Origin of the sequence: Actinoallomurus sp. CA-150999 (assembly GCF_050942425.1) — a bacterium.
GTDB lineage: Bacteria > Actinomycetota > Actinomycetes > Streptosporangiales > Streptosporangiaceae > Actinoallomurus.
In genome coordinates, this window is the sequence record NZ_CP192063.1 from 9,672,976 (window position 1) to 9,690,263 (window position 17,288).

Consider the following 17,288-nt stretch of genomic DNA (forward strand, 5'->3'; position numbering starts at 1 on the left):
GTCGGTCACCAGTCGTGCATGCCGCCGTCGGCCAGCCGGGCGACCGGCAGGTATTTCGGGTCGTACGGGTACCGTCGCGCGGCCTCCTCGTCGACCTCGACGCCGAGGCCCGGGCGGTCCGACAGCCACAGCATGCCGCCCTCGTAGCGGTAGCCCCAGTCGAAGACCTCACCGGCCGGGTCGCGGTGGCCCATGTACTCCTGGATCCCGAAGTTCGGGATCGCCAGGTCGAGATGCAGGTTGGCGGCGAGGCCGACCGGTGAGACGTCACCCGGGCCGTGCGAGCCGGACCGGACGCCGTACAGGTCGGCCAGGTCCATGATCCGGCGCACGTGGGAGATCCCGCCCGCGTGCGTGACGGACGTCCGGATGTAGTCGATGAGCCGCTCGGTGATCAGCTGCCGGCAGTCCCAGATCGTGTTGAACACCTCGCCGACCGCCAGCGGCGTCACCGTGTGCGAGCGGATGAGCCGGAACGCCTCCTGATCCTCTGCTGGGGTCGCGTCCTCCAGCCAGAACAGGCGGTACGGCTCCAGCGCGCCGCCGAGCCGCGCCGCCTCGATCGGGGTGAGCCGGTGGTGGACGTCGTGCAGCAGGTGGAAGCCGTATCCGAACTCCTCCCGGACCCGCTTCATCATGGTCGGGACGAAGTCGAGGTACGCGGCGGTGTTCCAGGTCTCCTCCGCCGGCAGCGCGCCGGAGGCGGGCTCGTAGATCTGCGCGCCGGTGTGCGTGCCGTACGTGGAGTCCATCCCGGGGATCTTCGCCTGCACGCGCACGGCGGAGTACCCGCGCTCGAGGTGTCGTGCGACGTCGGCGAGGAGGCCGTCGAGGTCCGCGCCGCTGGCGTGCCCGTAGACGGTGAGCGCCTCCCGGGCCCTGCCGCCGAGCAGCTCGTACACCGGCAGGCCCGCGACCTTTCCCTTGATGTCCCACAGCGCCTGATCGACCGCGGAGATCGCGGTCATCGTGACCGGGCCGCGCCGCCAGTACGCGCCCTTGTAGAGGTACTGCCAGGTGTCGCCGATCCGGGAGGCGTCCCGGCCGGCCAGCAGCGGCAGCACGTGCTCGCTCAGGTAGGCGGCGACGGCCAGTTCGCGGCCGTTCAGGGTGGCGTCGCCGTAGCCGACGACGCCGTCGTCGGTCACCAGCTTGAGGGTGACGTAGTTGCGGCCCGGGGCCGTAACGATGACCTGGGCGTCGGCGATCTTCATGGGGTCTCCGGTGCGAGCAGCAGTTTCATCGCGGTTCCCGCCCGCAGCCGTTCGACGGCCTTGGCGGCGTCGCGCAGCGGCACGACCTCGGTGACGAAGCGGGACACGTCGACGCGGCCAGAGGCGATCAGCTCGATCGCGGCGAGGATGTCCGGACGGGTGTAGATCCGCGTGCCGACGAGCGTCAACTCGGCGAACATGATCGATAGCAGGGCGGTCGGCTGCGGTGCCGGCGGGTACGCCCCGACCAGGACGATCCGCCCGCCCGGCCGCGCCCAGGAGGTGATCTCGGGAGCCGCCGCCGGATGCCCGGTCGCGTCGAAGACCACGTCGGCCGTTGGGGTGGCACCTCCTTCGACGACGGTCAGGCCGAGCGCCGCCGCCTGCTCCCGGCGGAACGCCGACGGCTCGGACACGGTCACCTCGACCGCCCCGGCCATGCCCGCCAGCAGGCCCACGATGCAGCCGATCGGGCCCGCGCCGATGACGTGGACGCGGTCGCCGAGGCGCACCTCGCCCCGCCGGACGGCCCGGACGCCGACGGCGAGGGGCTCCACCAGGGCGGCGTCGACCAGCCGCATCCCGGGCGGCAGCGGGTACAGCCCGTAGTCCGGCACGACCACCTCCGGGCAGGCGCCCCCGGGATAGTCGATGCCGACCGACGTCAGGGACTGGCAGATGTTCACCAGGCCGCGCGTGCAGGCGTCACAGACGCCGCAGTGCACCATCGGGTTCACGAACACCGGCGTCCCGGCCGGCAGCCCCGCAGCCGGTTCGTCGAGCGTGCCGACGAACTCGTGGCCGATGACGGTGCCCGGCCGGGCCCGGATGTGCTCCCCGGCCAGGATGTGCAGGTCACTGCCGCACAGCCCGGTGTACCCGACGCGTACGCGGGACCAGCCCTCACGCGTCTCCGGCCGTGGCACCTCGACGACGGCCGCCTCCGTGCCGCCCTCCCAGATCAGCGCCGGAAGTGTCGTCATGTTGTGTTCCCAATCTCTGATGTCGCCGCGCGTACGCCGCCCTCGCGCAGGGCGCCGAGGAGGTATCCGACGGCGGTGACGAAACGGGGGTCCGCCGTGCTGCCACCGCCGAGCAGGCGCTCGTCGGCGAGGACCGCGCGGGCCAGGTCCTCCGACCCGGACGTGCGCTCCGCCAGGGCCGTCAGCCGGTCCGCCGCCGGGTCGGCCGCCCGGCCGACGGCCGGGGCGGTGACGCTGTCGGGCTCGCCGACGGCCCGGATCCAGGCGGCGACGAGCAGGGCGAGCACCCGGGGCGCCCGCCCGTGGTCCAGGTGCCAGGAGACGGCCGCGGGCACGCGCTGGGCGAGCTTCAGTGAGCCGTCCGAGCCGACCTGCCGCGTCAGATGGCCCAGCGGGCGGTTGGCGAAGCGGTCGAACAGGTCGTCGCGGTAGTGGTCGAGGTCGAATCCGGCGGGGACCGTGACCGTGGGCCGGTACTCGTCGCCGAGCCGCCACGCGGCCGTCGCGATCGGCTCGTCGGCGACCGCGTCGGCGATGAGCGGGTGGCCGGCGAGCATGCCGAGGTAGGCGAGCAGCGAGTGGGTGCCGTTGAGGAACCGCACCTTGATGGCCTCGTAGGCGGCGACCTCGTCGGTGAGGATCGCCCCGGCCCGTTCCCAGGCGGGCCGCCCGGCCGCGAAGCGGTCCTCCATCACCCACATCCGGAATGGCTCCGCCGGGACCGGGACGCGGTCGTCGAACCCCGCGGCCGCCGCCTGCGCCCGGTGCTCGTCCGTCGTCGCCGGGACGATGCGGTCCACCATCGTGTTCGGAAACGTCACGGCGTCGAGGTAGCGCGCCAGCGTCTCGCCGTCCGCTCCGGGCAGGGCGCCGGCGAACTCGGTCAGCAGGCCCCGGAGGAAGGTGCCGTTCGCGGCGAGGTTGTCGCAGCTGAGCACGGTGAGCGGTGCGCCGCCCCCCTGAGCGCGGCGCAGGAGGCCGCGGGCGAGCCGGCCGACGGTCGTACGCGGCTCGGGATCCCGCAGGTCGTGGGCGACGCCGGGATCGTCCAGGTCGAGCCGCCGGCTGCCCGGCAGGTAGGTGTAGCCCTTCTCCGTGACGGTGAGGGTGACGAGCGAGGTGCCCGGGTCGGCGAGCAGGTCGACGACGCGGGCCGGTTCGTCGGCGGCCGTGAACGCATCCGTGATGACGTCGATCGGGTCGGCCCGAACCCGGTCGGGGGCGATCGTGAGCACGGTGTACCGCATGTCCTGCGCCCGGAGCGTGGCCACGACGTCCCGGTTGGTGGTGGCCACGCCGGTGATCGTCCACGGCTCCGCCGGGTCCTGGGCGTCCGCCGTGTAGACCGCCTGGTGGGCGCGGTGGAAGTTGCCCAGGCCGAGGTGGACGACGCGGCGGCCCGTACGGGCCGCCGCGTCGCGCCGTACCGCGTCGGAAGTCAGCTCGCCACCTCCGGGCCCGCCTCGCGGACCGTCGTCGTCCCGGATTTCTCGGTGCCGTTCTCCTGCTCAACGTAGCCGTACACCTCGGGAAGGATGTAGGTCGCGGCGAGGTAACCGGTCAGGGAGATCAGCGAGACGACGACGGTGGCGAGGGGGACGCCCAGGTGGTCGAACAGCACGGGGAACCCGTAGATCGTGAGGAACGCCGCGAGCTTGACGAAGATGTAGCCGAACCCGGACGCCGTCGCCTTGTAGCGCGTGGGCGCCACCATCGACGCGATCGTCATGCCGTTCGAGGCGTCCCAGTAGTGGCCCCACATGAGGCCGGCCGCGGCGACCGGGACCAGCCACTTCCACTCGAGGTGGAGGAAGAGCGCCGCGAGCAGCAGGGAGACGAAGGCGATCCCGAAGCCCCAGCGGGCCACGCCCCGATGTCCGAGCTTGGGCGTCACCATCGGTGCGACGAAGCCGCTGATGGTGGCGACGATGTAGATCGCGCCGGTGACGAAGTTGGTCGCGCCGATTCCCGAGACGCCGGTGAGCACGAGGATGGTCGGCAGGTAGAACGCGAACGCGGCGAACTCCGCGCCCTGCATGGCGTTGGAGATCCAGGCGAAGATGCTGGCCCGGCGGCGGGTGCGGTCGCTCCAGATGCTCTTGAGGAAGTCGCTCGTACGGGGCCGGTCGATCTGGTGGTCCTCGTCGGGGAGCATCTCCAGCGGGTCGCCGAACATCTCCATCGAGACCTTCTTGGCCTGCCGGAACCTACCCCGCTGGATGAGCCAGAGGGCCGTGTCCGGCACGTGGAGCCGGCCGAGCAGCAGCACCAGGGCGGGGAGCGCGCCCAGGGCGAGGCCGACGCGCCACAGGAGGCTGTGGTCCATGCCCGACAGGTACATGACGGTGATGACCGCGATGGCGACGACCTCGCCGATGCCGAACATCCCCTGCCAGCGGTTGCCCATCACCTCGCGCTTGCCCTTGGGCATCGCCTCCATGATGTAGGCGTAGCCGGAGGAGATGTCGCTGCCGAGGGGGAACCCGAGCAGGAAGCGGATGATGACCAGCTGCCAGATGTTCGTCGCGAACCCCTGTGCGACGGCCAGGATGGTGAACAGCACCATCGTGCCGAGGAAGACCTTGCGGCGGCCGATGCGGTCGGCGATCCATCCCCCGAGAAAGGCGCCCAGCAGGGCGCCGGCCTGAACCGCGGCCGAGGCCAGCGCCAGCATGTCGGTGCTGGGGTGGAAGTCCTTCTTGATGAAGATCAGCAGGAAGGAGATCGAGTAGAGGTCCCACGCCTCGATGAGGATCGTCGAGATCATCAACCAGCCCGTACGGCGCCCGCTGTCGGTGCCGTGGCTGCTCATCACGTGGTCGACGGCGCGTTCGGACAGCCTTCGCAGCTCCGCTTGGGGGATCGCCACGCTACCTCCCGAGGCTCGATCGTTCCACTATGTGGAACACCATTCAGCTTTCGTGGATTACGGGGACGTTAGCCTCTGGTGTCACGCGCAGTCAATGGACCGAAACTCTGGATAAGCATCACCGGTAACCAGAACGGCACCATGGAACCCCTCCGCCCCGGCGCGCGCCTTAGACGTCTCAGCGGCCTCAGGGCGGCTTAGACGTCTCACCGCCGCGCACGGCATGGCTTAGTCGGCTCACTCTCACCCGATGGTGGGACTTAGTCGGCGCCGGCCACGGACCGGCCGCGAGGATGAGGCATTGTTCCGATGCCCCACCCACCGCCTTAGGACGAATCTTGTCAATGCGAGGCCGGATCGGCCGGCTCGCACGGCAAGGAGCACGAACGATGCACCCCGACATCCTCAGGGCCCTCATGGACGAGCGCGGACGCGAGCTGCGCGTCGAGGCGCGGCAGGAGAACCGGGTCCGCCGCCTCCTGCGCGGCCGTACGCGGTGACCGCGCGGCGTACGTGGTGACCGCACGGATCTCCGCAGGGATCTGTGCGCCCACGCTGAGTCCCGCCCGTACAGGCGCCCTCCATCCGGGCGGGGCTCAACGCGGACGCACAGCTCACCGAACGCGGAGACGCGCCGCCGATGGACTCGGCGGCGCGAAGGACTCCTCAATGCGCCGCCGGCTCACCCGGCGGCGCGAACGACCAGGCCCCGGTCAGGCGAACTCGACCTGGGGCAGCAGCGGGCCGCCGGCGATGAGGTCGGCGGCCCGTTCGGCGATCGCGATCGTCGGGGCGTTGGTGTTGCCCCGGGGCACCGCGGGCATGACCGACGCGTCGACGACGCGCAGCCCGTCCACGCCGCGCACCCGCAGCTCCGGATCGCAGACCGAGCCCTCCGTACCCCCCATGGCGCACGTGCTGGTGGGGTGGTACAGCGTCACGACCTGGCCGCGGATCCAGTCGGTCAGGTCTTCGGCCTCCTCCACGGGGGCGTACTCGCCACCGGTCATGCGGGCCAGCGGGCCACTCGCCGCGATCTCCCTGGCCTGCCAGACCCCCTCGCGGAGAACGTTCAGATCGGCATCGTCGCCCAGGTAGTTCGGGTCGATCAGCGGTTTCCATCGCGGATCGGCCGAGCGCAGGGTCACGCTGCCGCGGCTCGCCACCGCGACGGCGGTGGCGAACACCGAGATGATCCGCTTGTTCGGGTCGATCAAGCCCTGGTCCAGGAACGGCGTCGGCAGCACGTGGTACTGCAGGTCCGGAGCGGGCAGGTCCGCCCGGGTCCGCACGAAACCACCCGCCTCGGCGACATTGGAGGCGTACGGGCCGCGGCCCAGCATCTGCCACATCAGGAGGTTGCGCGTGTTGACGCTCTCCCAGATCCCCTTCTTCCTGGGGGTGTGCCAGAGAACCGGGACCATCGGATGGTCCTGGAGCCCGGTGCCGACCGCGGGCAGGTCCACGACGACGTCGATTCCGAGCGAGCGCAGATGGTCGGCGGGCCCCACCCCCGACAGCATGAGGACCTGCGGTGAGTTGACCGCGCCGCCGGACAGGATGACCTCGCGCCCGGCGGCGGCCCGCTGCTCCGCCCCGCCGCGCACGTAGGCGACGCCCGTCGCCCGGCCGTCCTCGATGACCACCCGGGTGACGAGCGCGTCGGTCAGCACGGTGAGGTTGGGACGCTCCTCGGCCCGGGCGAGGTAGGCGTCGGCCGTCGACCAGCGGCGGCCGCGCCGCTGCGTCACCTGGTAGAACCCCACTCCGTCCTGCTCGGCCCCGTTGAAGTCGGTGCTGGCGGGCAGACCGAAGGCCGTCGCCGACTCGACCCAGGCGCGGGTGAGCGGATGCTTGTAGCGCAGATCCTCCACGCGGAGCGGCCCGCCGACGCCGTGATAGTCCGACGCGCCGCGCTGCTGGTCCTCCGCTCGCAGGAAGTACGGGAGCAGGTCGGCGTATCCCCAGCCCTTGCAGCCGTACTCGTCGCGCCAGGTGTCGAAGTCGTGCCGGTGCCCCCGGATGTAGATCATGGCGTTGGTCGACGAGCTGCCGCCGAGGGTCCGGCCGCGCGGCCAGTAGACGCTGCGGTCGGCCGCGTTCGGCTGCGGCGTGGTCGTGTAGTCCCAGTCGTACTGGCTCTTGAACAGCGCCGAGATCCCCGCCGGAACGTGGATCTCCGGGGCGTCGTCGGGCGGCCCGGCCTCCAGAAGCAGGACCTTCGTCCCGGAGTCCGCACTGAGCCGCTCGGCGAGCACACAGCCCGCGCTGCCGGCACCGACGATGACGTAGTCGTACACGGCCGCCTCCACGCCTTGAGAGCTCTGCGCGAAACACTATCGATCACGGACGATCCCGGACAGTGCGTACGGCGGCGGCCTCGGCCTTCTACGGGACGGCCGTCCCTTGGCAATTGAGACGAACACTTTCCCCGCGTCCTGGCGAGCGGAGCCGATCTTCCACAACGAGTCGATCTCATCTCTGGCGGCGGGGCGCCCGTCAATGCCACGATTCGTCCCATTACCTACGCTTTACCGTAAGAAGGGCAATTCGTTGCGCAAACTCGCCATCGGTACCCTCATCGGCCTGGCCGCCGCCTCGATCGGGGCGGCGGTTCCGGCGGACGCGGCCGCACAACCGCGCCTCGACAAGCTGGTGAAACTCAAGGACATCCGCCGGCACCAGAAGGACCTGCAGACGATCGCCACCTACAACGGCGGCACCCGCGCGGCAGGCGAACCGGGCTTCGAGGTCTCCACGAAGTACATCGTGAAGCAGCTGAAGAAGGCCGGCTACCGCCCCACGGTGCAGGACTTCCCGTTCGACTACTACAAGGAGAAGAGCCCCGCCGTCTTCGACCGGCCCGGCGGCCCCTCCTACGTCTACGGCACCGACTACGCGACCCTGGACTTCTCCGGGTCCGGTGACGTCACCGCCGTCGCCACCGCGGTCGACGCGGCCGGCGCCGGTGTCGGCAGCGGCTGCGAGGCCGACGACTTCGCCGGCTTCCCGAAGGGGAACATCGCCCTGGTCAAGCGCGGCGGCTGCAACTTCTCGGTGAAGGCCGGCAACGCCCAGAACGCCGGCGCCGCCGCCATCGCGATCTACAACGACGGCGCCTCGCCCGAGCGCATGGGCCCGGTGCAGGGCACCGCCAGCACCCCGTGGAAGATCCCGGTGATCGGCCCGACCTACCAGCTCGGCACCGACCTGGTGAAGGCCTCGGCGTCCGGAACGCTGAAGCTGCACATCAAGACCGACACCTTCAGCGAGCAGCGCACCGCGCACAACGTCCTCGCCGAGACCAAGCGCGGCCGCGCCGACAACGTCGTCGTCATGGGCGCACACCTCGACAGCGTCACGGCCGGCCCCGGCATCAACGACAACGGCAGCGGCACCGCCACGATCCTCACCATCGCCGAGCAGATCAACAAGCTCGGCAAGGGCGTAAAGAACAAGGTGCGGTTCGCCTTCTGGGGCGCCGAGGAAGAGGGCCTGCTCGGCTCGGAGTACTACGTCGCGCACCTGACCGCCGACCAGAAGGCCAGGATCGCCCTCAACCTCAACTTCGACATGCTCGGCTCGCCCAACGGGCGACGCGGCGTGTACGACGGCGACGACTCCTCGGGCGCCGGAACCAACCCGCCCGCCGGGTCCGGCGCGATCGAGAAGGTCTTCCTCGACTACTACGGCAAGCGCAAGCTGGCGACCTCATCGAGTGAGTTCGACGGCCGCTCCGACTACGGGCCGTTCATCGAGAACGGCATCCCGGCCGGCGGCCTCGACTCCGGCGCGGAGAAGCTGAAGACCGCCGACGAGGCGAAGATCTACGGCGGTGAGGCGGGCAAGGCGTACGACCCCTGCTACCACCAGGCCTGCGACACGTACGCCAACGTCAACACCACCATCCTCGACCAGCTGGCGGACGGCGCCGCGCACGCCGCCCAGGTGTTCGCGGGCAGCACCCTGCCGGTCAACGGCGGCCGCGTCGCGGCCCCGAAGACGGCCCGCGCCCACGTGAAGCACGCGCCCGCCGGTCGCGCGCTGAGCTGATCGCGAGGTCCCGCCGGGCCGGGCAGGCTGTCGACCGCTCGCCCGGCGGGACGCCGGCCCTCCACCGCACGCCCCGGCCACAAGGCCCGTTCACAAAAGAATGTGAGCGCAAACCTCAGCCATGCTCATACGCAGAAGAGCAGGGATGGCACTGCCTTATCGAGCCAGTCCCAGAAGGGGTCGCCGGGCCGCTCGGAGGTGCCGTTGATGCTCGACAGCGCGACCCGAGGGATGTCGTGGGGATCGCGGTCGGCCATGTCCAGGAAGTAGGCCTCACAGGCGGAGTCGCACGTGCAGAACCGTATCCAGCTGTCGAACTCGCCGTTCACCGCGCGGACGAAGTCCTCATCCTGGCCGTAGTCGCTGGGGTCTTCTCCCTCGTAGTCCGCGCGGGTCGAGGCGCCGAGCGTCGTGGTGAAGCGGTCCAGGCACAGATCGAAGTCCAACGACGTGAGGGAAGCGTGGACCGCGGCGAGGTCACGAACGCCCGAGGGGAGCGGCTCATCCAGCAGGGGGACGACGTCGGTCGGGCCGAAACTGGTCGGGGCCGTCCCCCACAGCACGTCCAGGGAGTTCGACCCCGTGTACGGCGCCAGGTCCTTCAGGTCACACGGCAACTCCCCTTTACGATCGGCGAGGTACAGATACCCGAGCAGGTTCCTGCCCTCCATCGCGACCAACGCCAACCCGAGCACCTCCGCGCGCAGCGCCGCGAGGAAGCCCGGGCAGCATCCGGCGACCGGTGCCCACACGTGTTCCATGGCGTCGGCGAGGCCCGCGCCGGCCGGTATGCCCCACGGAGAGTCCGCCGCGAACGGGACGTCGTCGGAACCGCCCAGCAGCAGAAGCCCCCGCAGTTCGGCCGTCTCCGCGGCCTCGAGGGTTCCCGACCATTCGTGCCCCAACAGCCTCAGCCGAGTGTCGCACCGCAGCAACCGTTCGACGCCGCGTGGGTCGCCGTCGGCCAACGCTTTCCGCCACATGCGGTTGGCCTCCTCGATGTCCATGATCGCGATCGTAGCCGCGGACATAGACACTTCCCGCCGCACTGCCGTACGGCCGCCGTCGCCACGACAACGTCATCCCGTTATCCGTTGGATTTTCGGCGATTGCCACTGGGCCCCCTCCTCCCGGCACGTGACTCCTCCGCCGCAGGTGCGCCGATCGCCTCTCGTTAGGGTTACGGCATGGCGAAAGAGCGCGATGACCAGCCCGTCGTCCTGTCGAAGATCTACACGCGGACCGGCGACGACGGTACGACCAACCTCGGTGACATGAGCCGTACGGCCAAGACCGACCCGCGGCTCGTGGCGTACGCCGACGTCGACGAGGCGAACAGCGCCATCGGCGTGGCCCTCGCGATGGGCGGGCTGCCCGAGGACATCGCCACCCTGCTCATCCGGGTGCAGAACGACCTGTTCGACGTCGGCGCGGACCTGTGCGTGCCGATCGTCGCCGAGCCGGAGTTCCCGCCCCTGCGGGTCACCGACGACTACGTCACCCTGCTGGAGCAGGCCTGCGACGAGCACAACGCCGACCTGTCCAAACTCCGCAGCTTCATCCTGCCGGGCGGCACCCCCGGCGCCGCCCTCCTCCATCTCGCCCGTACGGTCGCCCGGCGCGCCGAACGCTCGGCGTGGGCGGCGCTCTCGGCGCACGAGGACATGAACCCGCTGACCGCGAAATACCTCAACCGGCTGTCCGACCTGCTCTTCATCCTCGCCCGCAAGGCCAACGCCGAGCGTGGCGACGTGCTGTGGAAGCCGGGCGGCGAGCGCTGACCGTAGCTGATCAGGTGATGGGCGGGCCGGCCGAAAAGCGCCGGCCGGCCGGGCGGTGAACGCCTTAGGTGATGGGTGAGCCCGGTGGGGCGGCTTCGAGCCAGGCGAGGAAGCCGGTCAGCGCCGCTCCGCTCATCGCCAGCTCGACCACGATGCCGTTGCCGTCCTGAAGCTCGACGATCCCGGCGTCCGGCTGGAGGGCGGCCTCCTCTTCGGCCTCCGGTTTGCGGCGGCCGGAAACGACGAGGCCCCGGCGGTGTACGACCCGCCGGGGCCTCAGCCGAATGCCGAAAATCGCGAACCAGAGCAGCTCGTCGCCGTTGTACCGGCCGATGCCGAGCCGCCATACGCCACGGCCGCGGGGGTCACGCAGGCTACATTCGACCGTGCCGCCGCGGCGTTCGAGCAGCCAACGCCGCAGCGAAAGCAGGGCGAACACGGCGAGCACCGCCACCAGGACGACAACGACCAACTCGCCGATGTCCCACGCCAGGTGCTCGCTCACTCCCCCCTGCTTCCCCTACGCCGCCCGTGACGGTCAGACCTCTTCGCCGGCGGCCCGCAGCCGCGCCCGCGCACGACGCTGCGCGACCGAGGCCTCCTCGCCCTCCAGCCCCGAGACCCGCTCGTACTCCGCCCGAGCGGCGGCGAGATCGATCTCGCCGCCCAGCTCGGCGTACTCGGCGAGTACCGAGACCTCGTTGGAGGCGACCGAGAAGAAACCGCCGGAGACCATCGCGGAGATGACCGCCTCGTCGTCGGCGGGCTTGATCCGCACGACGCTGCCGTCCACCAGCAGGCCCAGGACCGGCGCGTGACCGGGCAGGATGCCCATCTCGCCCTCGATGGTCTTGGCGACGACCATATCGGCTTCGCCGGCCCAGATCTCACGCTCCGGTGAGACGAGCTCGACGTGCAGCTTTGCCACTTGTTCTCCTCCGAACGCCCCGCGGCGTTACTTCTGCAGCTCCTGGGCCTTCTTCTCGGCCTGCTCGATGTCGCCGACCATGAAGAACGCCTGCTCCGGGAGGTGGTCGTACTTGCCCTCGGTGATCGCCTTGAAGGAGGCGATCGTGTCGGTCAGCGGCACGTTCTCGCCCACCTGGCCGGTGAACGCCTCGGCCATGTACATCGGGTGCGACAGGAACCGCTCGATGCGACGGGCACGCTCGACCGTGACCTTGTCCTCTTCCGCGAGCTCGTCGATGCCGAGGAGGGAGATGATGTCCTGCAGCTCCTTGTAGCGCTGCAGGATCCGCTTCACCGACTGGGCGACGTCGTAGTGCTCCCGGCCGAGGATCACCGGGTCCATGATCCGCGAGGTGGAGTCGAGCGGGTCCACCGCCGGGTAGATGCCCTTCTCCGTGATCGCACGCGAGAGCACCGTGGTGGCGTCGAGGTGCGCGAACGTGGTGTGCGGCGCCGGGTCGGTGATGTCGTCCGCGGGCACGTAGATCGCCTGCATCGAGGTGATCGAGTGACCGCGGGTCGAGGTGATCCGCTCCTGCAGCTCGCCCATCTCGTCGGCGAGGGTCGGCTGGTAACCCACGGCGGACGGCATACGGCCGAGCAGCGTGGACACCTCCGAACCCGCCTGGGTGAACCGGAAGATGTTGTCGATGAACAGCAGCACGTCCTGGTTCTGCACATCGCGGAAGTACTCCGCCATGGTCAGCGCGGACAGGGCCACCCGCAGACGGGTGCCCGGCGGCTCGTCCATCTGACCGAAGACGAGGGCCGTGTCCTTGAGGACGTCGGCCTCCTTCATCTCCAGGAGCAGGTCGGTGCCCTCACGGGTGCGCTCACCGACGCCCGCGAACACCGACGTACCACGGTGGTTACGGGCGACACGGGTGATCATCTCCTGGATGAGCACCGTCTTGCCCACGCCGGCGCCGCCGAACAGACCGATCTTGCCGCCCCGGACGTACGGGGTGAGCAGGTCGATGACCTTGATGCCGGTCTCGAGGATCTCGGTCTTGCTCTCGAGCTGGTCGAACGCCGGCGCGTGCCGGTGGATCGGCCAGCGCTCGGTGACCTCCAGCGACGAGCTCGGGACGTCGAGGGACTCGCCGATCGTGTTGAACACGTGGCCCTTGACGCCGTCGCCGACCGGCACCGAGATCGCGGCGCCGGTGTCGACCACCGGGGCGCCGCGGACGACGCCATCGGTGGGCTGCAGCGAGATGGCGCGGACCATGCTGTCGCCGATGTGCTGGGCGACCTCGAGGGTCAGCGTCCGGGTCTGGCCGCCGATCGTTACCTCGATCTGCAGCGCGTTGTAGATCTCCGGCATCGTCTCGACGGAGAACTCCACGTCGATGACGGCGCCGGTGACGCGGGCGACACGGCCCGTCGCCGTGGCTGTTTCTACCGAAGCAGTCATGGTGACTCTCACTCACTCCCCGCGGAGCTATCGGCGAGCGCGTTCGCGCCACCGACGATCTCGCTGATTTCCTGCGTGATCTCGGCCTGACGGGCCTGGTTCGCCACTCGCGTCAGGTTCTCGATCACATCGTTGGCGTTGTCGGTCGCCGACTTCATCGCCCGCCGTCGCTGCGCGTGCTCGGACGCTGCCGCCTGGAGCAGCATGTGCCAGATCCGGCTCTCGATGTAGTTCGGCAGCAGGGCGTCGAGCACGGTCTCGGCCGACGGCTCGAACTCGTAAGCGGGCAGCACCCCGTCGGACTGCTCCGACGGAGCCTCCTCGGCCTCTTCGATCTCCAGCGGCAGCAGGCGGCGGACCTGCGCCGTCTGCGTCAGCATCGACACGAACTCGGTGTAGACGACGTGGATCTCGGCGACCCCGCCCTCCTCGGCGGGCTTCTCGAACTCCGCGACGAGCGTGCGGCCGATGGCCTCGGCGTTCGCGAACCGCGGGTTGTCGCTGAAGCCGGTCCACTCGCCCGCGAACTCACGCTCGCGGAAGCGGTACCAGCCGACACCCTTGCGCCCGACGATGTACGGGACGGGCTCCTTGCCCTGCTCCCGCAGCAGCGTCATCAGACCCTCGGCCTCACGGATGACGTTGGCGTTGTAGCCGCCGGCGAACCCGCGGTCGCTCGTGATGAGCAGCACGGCGACACGGTTGCTGTCGGTCCGCTCCGTCAGCAGCGGGTGGCCGACACCGACGTTGTGGCTGACCAGCGCCGAGATGGCACGCGTGATCTGCCGGGCGTACGGTCCCGACTCCCGAACCCGCTGCTGCGCCTTGACGATCCGGGAGGAGGCGATGAGCTCCTGGGCGCGCGTGATCTTCGCCATCGACTTGGTCGTGGCGATCCGGCGCCGGATCGTCCGAAGCTGGGCACCCATGCCTTACTTCTTCCTCACGCGGGTGATCTTCTCCTGCTCGACGTCACCCTCCTCGATCGCCTCGACCGGCTGCTCCTGGAGCAGCAGGCCGTGGTGCGTCGTCTCGAAGCCCTTCTTGAACTCCGTGACGGCGTCCTTCAGCGTCGCGACGGCGTCGTCGTCGAACTTGCCGGTCTCCCGGATGCTGTCCAGCAGACCCGCGTTGTTGCGCTTGACGGAGTCGAGGAACTCGTCCTCGAACCGGCGGATGTCCTCGATCGGCACGTCGTCGAGCTCACCGGTGGTGCCGGCCCAGATGGAGATGACCTGCTGCTCCATCGGGAAGGGCTTGTTCTGCGGCTGCTTGAGCAGCTCGACCAGCCGGGCGCCACGGTCCAGCTGGGCGCGCGACGCAGCGTCGAGGTCCGAGGCGAAGGCGGCGAACGCCTCCAGGTCACGGAACTGCGACAGGAACAGCTTGAGGTTCTTCGTTGCCCCGCGCATCGCCTTGGTCATCGCCGCGCCGCCGACGCGGGACACCGAGATACCGACGTTGATCGCCGGGCGGACGCCCTGGTTGAACAGGTCGGTCTCCAGGAAGACCTGACCGTCGGTGATCGAGATGACGTTGGTCGGGATGTACGCCGAGACGTCGTTGCCCTTGGTCTCGATGATCGGCAGACCCGTCATCGAGCCGGCGCCCATGTCGTCCGACAGCTTCGCGCACCGCTCCAGCAGCCGCGAGTGCAGGTAGAACACGTCACCGGGGTAGGCCTCACGGCCCGGCGGGCGGCGCAGCAGCAGCGAGATCGCGCGGTAGGACTCCGCCTGCTTCGACAGGTCGTCGAACACGATCAGGACGTGCTTACCCTCGTACATCCAGTGCTGGCCGATGGCCGAACCGGTGTAGGGGGCGATGTACTTGTAGCCTGCGGGCTCGGACGCGGGAGCCGCCACGATCGTGGTGTACTCCAGTGCCCCGGCCTCTTCGAGCGTGGCCCGCACCTGCGCGATCGTCGAGCCCTTCTGGCCGACCGCGACGTAGATGCAGCGGACCTGCTTGCTCGGGTCGCCGGTCTCCCACGCCTGCTTCTGGTTCAGGATCGTGTCGATCGCGACCGTCGTCTTGCCGGTCTGCCGGTCACCGATGATCAGCTGCCGCTGACCACGGCCGATCGGCGTCAGGGCGTCGATCGCCTTGATGCCGGTCTGCAGCGGCTCGCCCACCGGCTGACGCTGCATGACGCCCGGCGCCTGCAGCTCCAGCTCGCGGCGGCCGCTCGTCTCGATGGAACCCTTGCCGTCGATCGGGTTGCCCAGCGAGTCCACGACGCGGCCGAGGTAGCCGTCGCCGATGGGGACCGACAGGACCTCACCGGTCCGGCGGACCTGCTGGCCCTCTTCGATCTTCGAGAAGTCGCCCAGGATGACGACACCGATCTGCCGAACGTCAAGGTTCAGCGCGATGCCGCGCGTGCCGTCCTCGAACTCAAGGAGCTCGTTCGCCATGGCCGAGGGCAGGCCCTCGACGAAGGCGATGCCGTCGAAGCACTCGACGACGGTCCCGACCTCCTCGCGCGCGGCGGTCTCCGGCTCATAGGCCTGGACGAAGCGCTCGAGCGCGCCCCGGATCTCCTCCGGCCGGATCGTCAGCTCCGCCATGTCTTCTTCGTCTCTCTCCGTGAGTCCGATGCTGGTTTCAGCTCGACCGTTCGATTCGCCGGCGGACGTCTTCCAGCCGGCGAGCGATGGTGCCGTCGATTTCCTCGTCCCCGATCTGAACGGAAATACCGCCCAGAACCGCGGGATCTATCTCGATGTTCAAGTGAACGTCGCGGCCGTACTGCGCCGAAAGCGCGGTCGTCAGCCGGGTCCGCTGCCGATCGTCGAGCTCGACCGCCGTGCGGACGACCGCGACCAGCCGGTTCCGACGCTCGGCCGCGATCCGGCCGTAGGTCTCGAGCGCTCGCTCCAGACTACGTCCTCGGGGATGCGTCACGGCCTCGGAGACCAGGCGCAGCGTCGCCGCGGTGGTCTTGCCCTCCAGCAGTGTGGTCACCAGCTCGACCTTGCGCTCGCCCGGCACCCGCCGGTCGACGAGCGCGCCGCGCAGTTCCGGCTGCGCCTCGACGATCCGCCCGAACCGGAAGAGCTCGTCTTCCAGGTCGTCGATCCGCTGCTGCTTCTCGGCACCCGCCGCGACGGCGGTCACCGCGAGCTCCTCGACCGCATCGGTCAGCTCGGTGGACCGCGCCCACCGCTGCCGGACGACGTCGGCGACGAAGTCGCGGACCGCCACGGCGACCCGGCCGTCGAGCACGCCCGCGGCCAGCGCGGCCCGCCGCTCGGCCGGCTGGGCCGGGTCCGACAGGGCCCGGCGCAGCACGTGCTCGCGGTCGAGCAGGTGCAGCACGGCGTACAGCTCGTCGCCGAACGCCGCCGGGTCAGCGGCGGACAGGGCGGCCTCGAGCCGCTCCCTGGCCTCGACGAACGAGGCCCTGCTCGCGCCGATCATCGGTTACGCCCCCGCCCGAGCGCGGTCCTCGAGCTCGTCGAGGAACCGGTCGACGGTGCCACGGCGCCGGGTCTCGTCCTCCAGGGACTCGCCGACGATGCGGCCGGCCAGCTCGACCGAGAGCTGCCCGATCTCCGCGCGGAGCTGGGTGAACGCCAGCTGCCGGTCGGCGTCGATCTGGGCGTGCGCCTGATCGACAAGCCGCTGGGCCTCGGCCTGTGCCTGGTCGCGCAGCTCCGCGATGATCTGCGCGCCCTGCTCGCGCGCCTCCTCGCGGATCCGTGCGGCCTCCTGCCGGGCCTCGGCCAGCTGCGTCTGGTACTGCTCGAGTGTCTGCTGGGCCTCGGCCTGTGCCTCTTCGGCCCGCTTGATCCCGCCCTCGATCGCGTCAGTACGCTCTTCGAGCGTCTTCTGGATGCGCGGCACGAGGATCTTGCCGAGGAAGAACAGCACGACGAGGAACGCGAAGATACCGACGACCATCTCCGCCGCGTCGGGCACCAGAGGGTTCGGGTTCTCCGTCGGCCCCTCGGCGAGTAGCCGGGCGGCGTGTTCGGCCAAAAACATGGCGTGCACAGC

At 69.9% G+C, this 17,288-nt stretch carries 15 protein-coding genes; 2 read left to right on the top strand and 13 right to left on the bottom strand.

The annotated features are described in order from the left end of the window. Positions 1-5 precede the first annotated feature (5 nt). The 5 genes from manD to ACQP2O_RS44545 all read right to left on the bottom strand — a co-directional run bounded on the left by manD (position 6) and on the right by ACQP2O_RS44545 (position 7,366). Positions 6-1,214, bottom strand: coding sequence for a D-mannonate dehydratase ManD (gene manD / locus ACQP2O_RS44525; protein ID WP_433175375.1), 1,209 nt, complete (start codon positions 1,212-1,214; stop codon positions 6-8). Continuing rightward, positions 1,211-2,197 (bottom strand): zinc-dependent alcohol dehydrogenase, encoded by a 987-nt coding sequence (locus ACQP2O_RS44530; RefSeq protein ID WP_433175376.1) that lies wholly within the window; start codon positions 2,195-2,197, stop codon positions 1,211-1,213. The genes manD and ACQP2O_RS44530 overlap by 4 nt, the downstream gene beginning before the upstream one ends. Further along, positions 2,194-3,684, bottom strand: coding sequence for a mannitol dehydrogenase family protein (locus ACQP2O_RS44535; RefSeq protein WP_433191359.1), 1,491 nt, complete (start codon positions 3,682-3,684; stop codon positions 2,194-2,196). The genes ACQP2O_RS44530 and ACQP2O_RS44535 overlap by 4 nt, the downstream gene beginning before the upstream one ends. Then, positions 3,636-5,066 carry an MFS transporter gene (locus ACQP2O_RS44540; RefSeq protein WP_433175377.1) on the bottom strand — a complete coding sequence of 477 codons (1,431 nt, stop codon included), beginning with the start codon at positions 5,064-5,066 and terminating at the stop codon, positions 3,636-3,638. The genes ACQP2O_RS44535 and ACQP2O_RS44540 overlap by 49 nt, the downstream gene beginning before the upstream one ends. 713 nt (positions 5,067-5,779) lie before the next feature. After that, a complete protein-coding gene (locus ACQP2O_RS44545; protein ID WP_433175378.1) occupies positions 5,780-7,366 on the bottom strand; it encodes a GMC family oxidoreductase in 1,587 nt (528 codons plus the stop codon). A gap of 253 nt (positions 7,367-7,619) precedes the next feature. On the opposite strand from ACQP2O_RS44545, the gene ACQP2O_RS44550 reads away from it, so the two are divergent. Beyond that, positions 7,620-9,119: a M20/M25/M40 family metallo-hydrolase gene (locus tag ACQP2O_RS44550; RefSeq protein WP_433175379.1), complete on the top strand. Its 1,500-nt coding sequence runs from the start codon at positions 7,620-7,622 to the stop codon at positions 9,117-9,119. A 125-nt stretch (positions 9,120-9,244) separates the two neighbouring features. On the opposite strand, the gene ACQP2O_RS44555 is transcribed toward ACQP2O_RS44550, so the two are convergent. Beyond that, entirely contained in the window at positions 9,245-10,126 is an 882-nt protein-coding gene (locus ACQP2O_RS44555; RefSeq protein WP_433175381.1) for a hypothetical protein, read from the bottom strand. Between the two features lie 180 nt (positions 10,127-10,306). Between ACQP2O_RS44555 and ACQP2O_RS44560 the strand changes: the two genes are divergently transcribed. Beyond that, entirely contained in the window at positions 10,307-10,900 is a 594-nt protein-coding gene (locus ACQP2O_RS44560; RefSeq protein WP_433175382.1) for a cob(I)yrinic acid a,c-diamide adenosyltransferase, read from the top strand. A 64-nt stretch (positions 10,901-10,964) separates the two neighbouring features. On the opposite strand, the gene ACQP2O_RS44565 is transcribed toward ACQP2O_RS44560, so the two are convergent. Genes ACQP2O_RS44565 through ACQP2O_RS44595 form a run of 7 tightly spaced genes read right to left on the bottom strand, consistent with a single transcriptional unit; the run spans position 10,965 to position 17,276 of the window. Next, the gene (locus tag ACQP2O_RS44565; RefSeq protein WP_433175383.1) at positions 10,965-11,405 is read right to left on the bottom strand and encodes a DUF2550 domain-containing protein; all 441 of its coding nucleotides are present in this window, start codon (positions 11,403-11,405) and stop codon (positions 10,965-10,967) included. Positions 11,406-11,438: 33 nt separating this feature from the next. Next, a complete protein-coding gene (locus tag ACQP2O_RS44570) occupies positions 11,439-11,828 on the bottom strand; it encodes a F0F1 ATP synthase subunit epsilon (RefSeq protein WP_433175384.1) in 390 nt (129 codons plus the stop codon). Positions 11,829-11,855: 27 nt separating this feature from the next. Continuing rightward, positions 11,856-13,286 carry a F0F1 ATP synthase subunit beta gene (gene atpD / locus ACQP2O_RS44575; protein WP_433175385.1) on the bottom strand — a complete coding sequence of 477 codons (1,431 nt, stop codon included), beginning with the start codon at positions 13,284-13,286 and terminating at the stop codon, positions 11,856-11,858. A gap of 8 nt (positions 13,287-13,294) precedes the next feature. Beyond that, a complete protein-coding gene (locus ACQP2O_RS44580; protein ID WP_433175386.1) occupies positions 13,295-14,215 on the bottom strand; it encodes a F0F1 ATP synthase subunit gamma in 921 nt (306 codons plus the stop codon). Between the two features lie 3 nt (positions 14,216-14,218). Then, a complete protein-coding gene (atpA, locus tag ACQP2O_RS44585; protein WP_433175387.1) occupies positions 14,219-15,856 on the bottom strand; it encodes a F0F1 ATP synthase subunit alpha in 1,638 nt (545 codons plus the stop codon). A 37-nt stretch (positions 15,857-15,893) separates the two neighbouring features. Next, the gene (locus tag ACQP2O_RS44590; RefSeq protein ID WP_433175388.1) at positions 15,894-16,709 is read right to left on the bottom strand and encodes a F0F1 ATP synthase subunit delta; all 816 of its coding nucleotides are present in this window, start codon (positions 16,707-16,709) and stop codon (positions 15,894-15,896) included. Between the two features lie 3 nt (positions 16,710-16,712). Then, positions 16,713-17,276, bottom strand: a complete 564-nt coding sequence (locus ACQP2O_RS44595; protein WP_433191362.1) for a F0F1 ATP synthase subunit B — start codon at positions 17,274-17,276, stop codon at positions 16,713-16,715. Between the last annotated feature and the right edge of the window lie 12 nt (positions 17,277-17,288).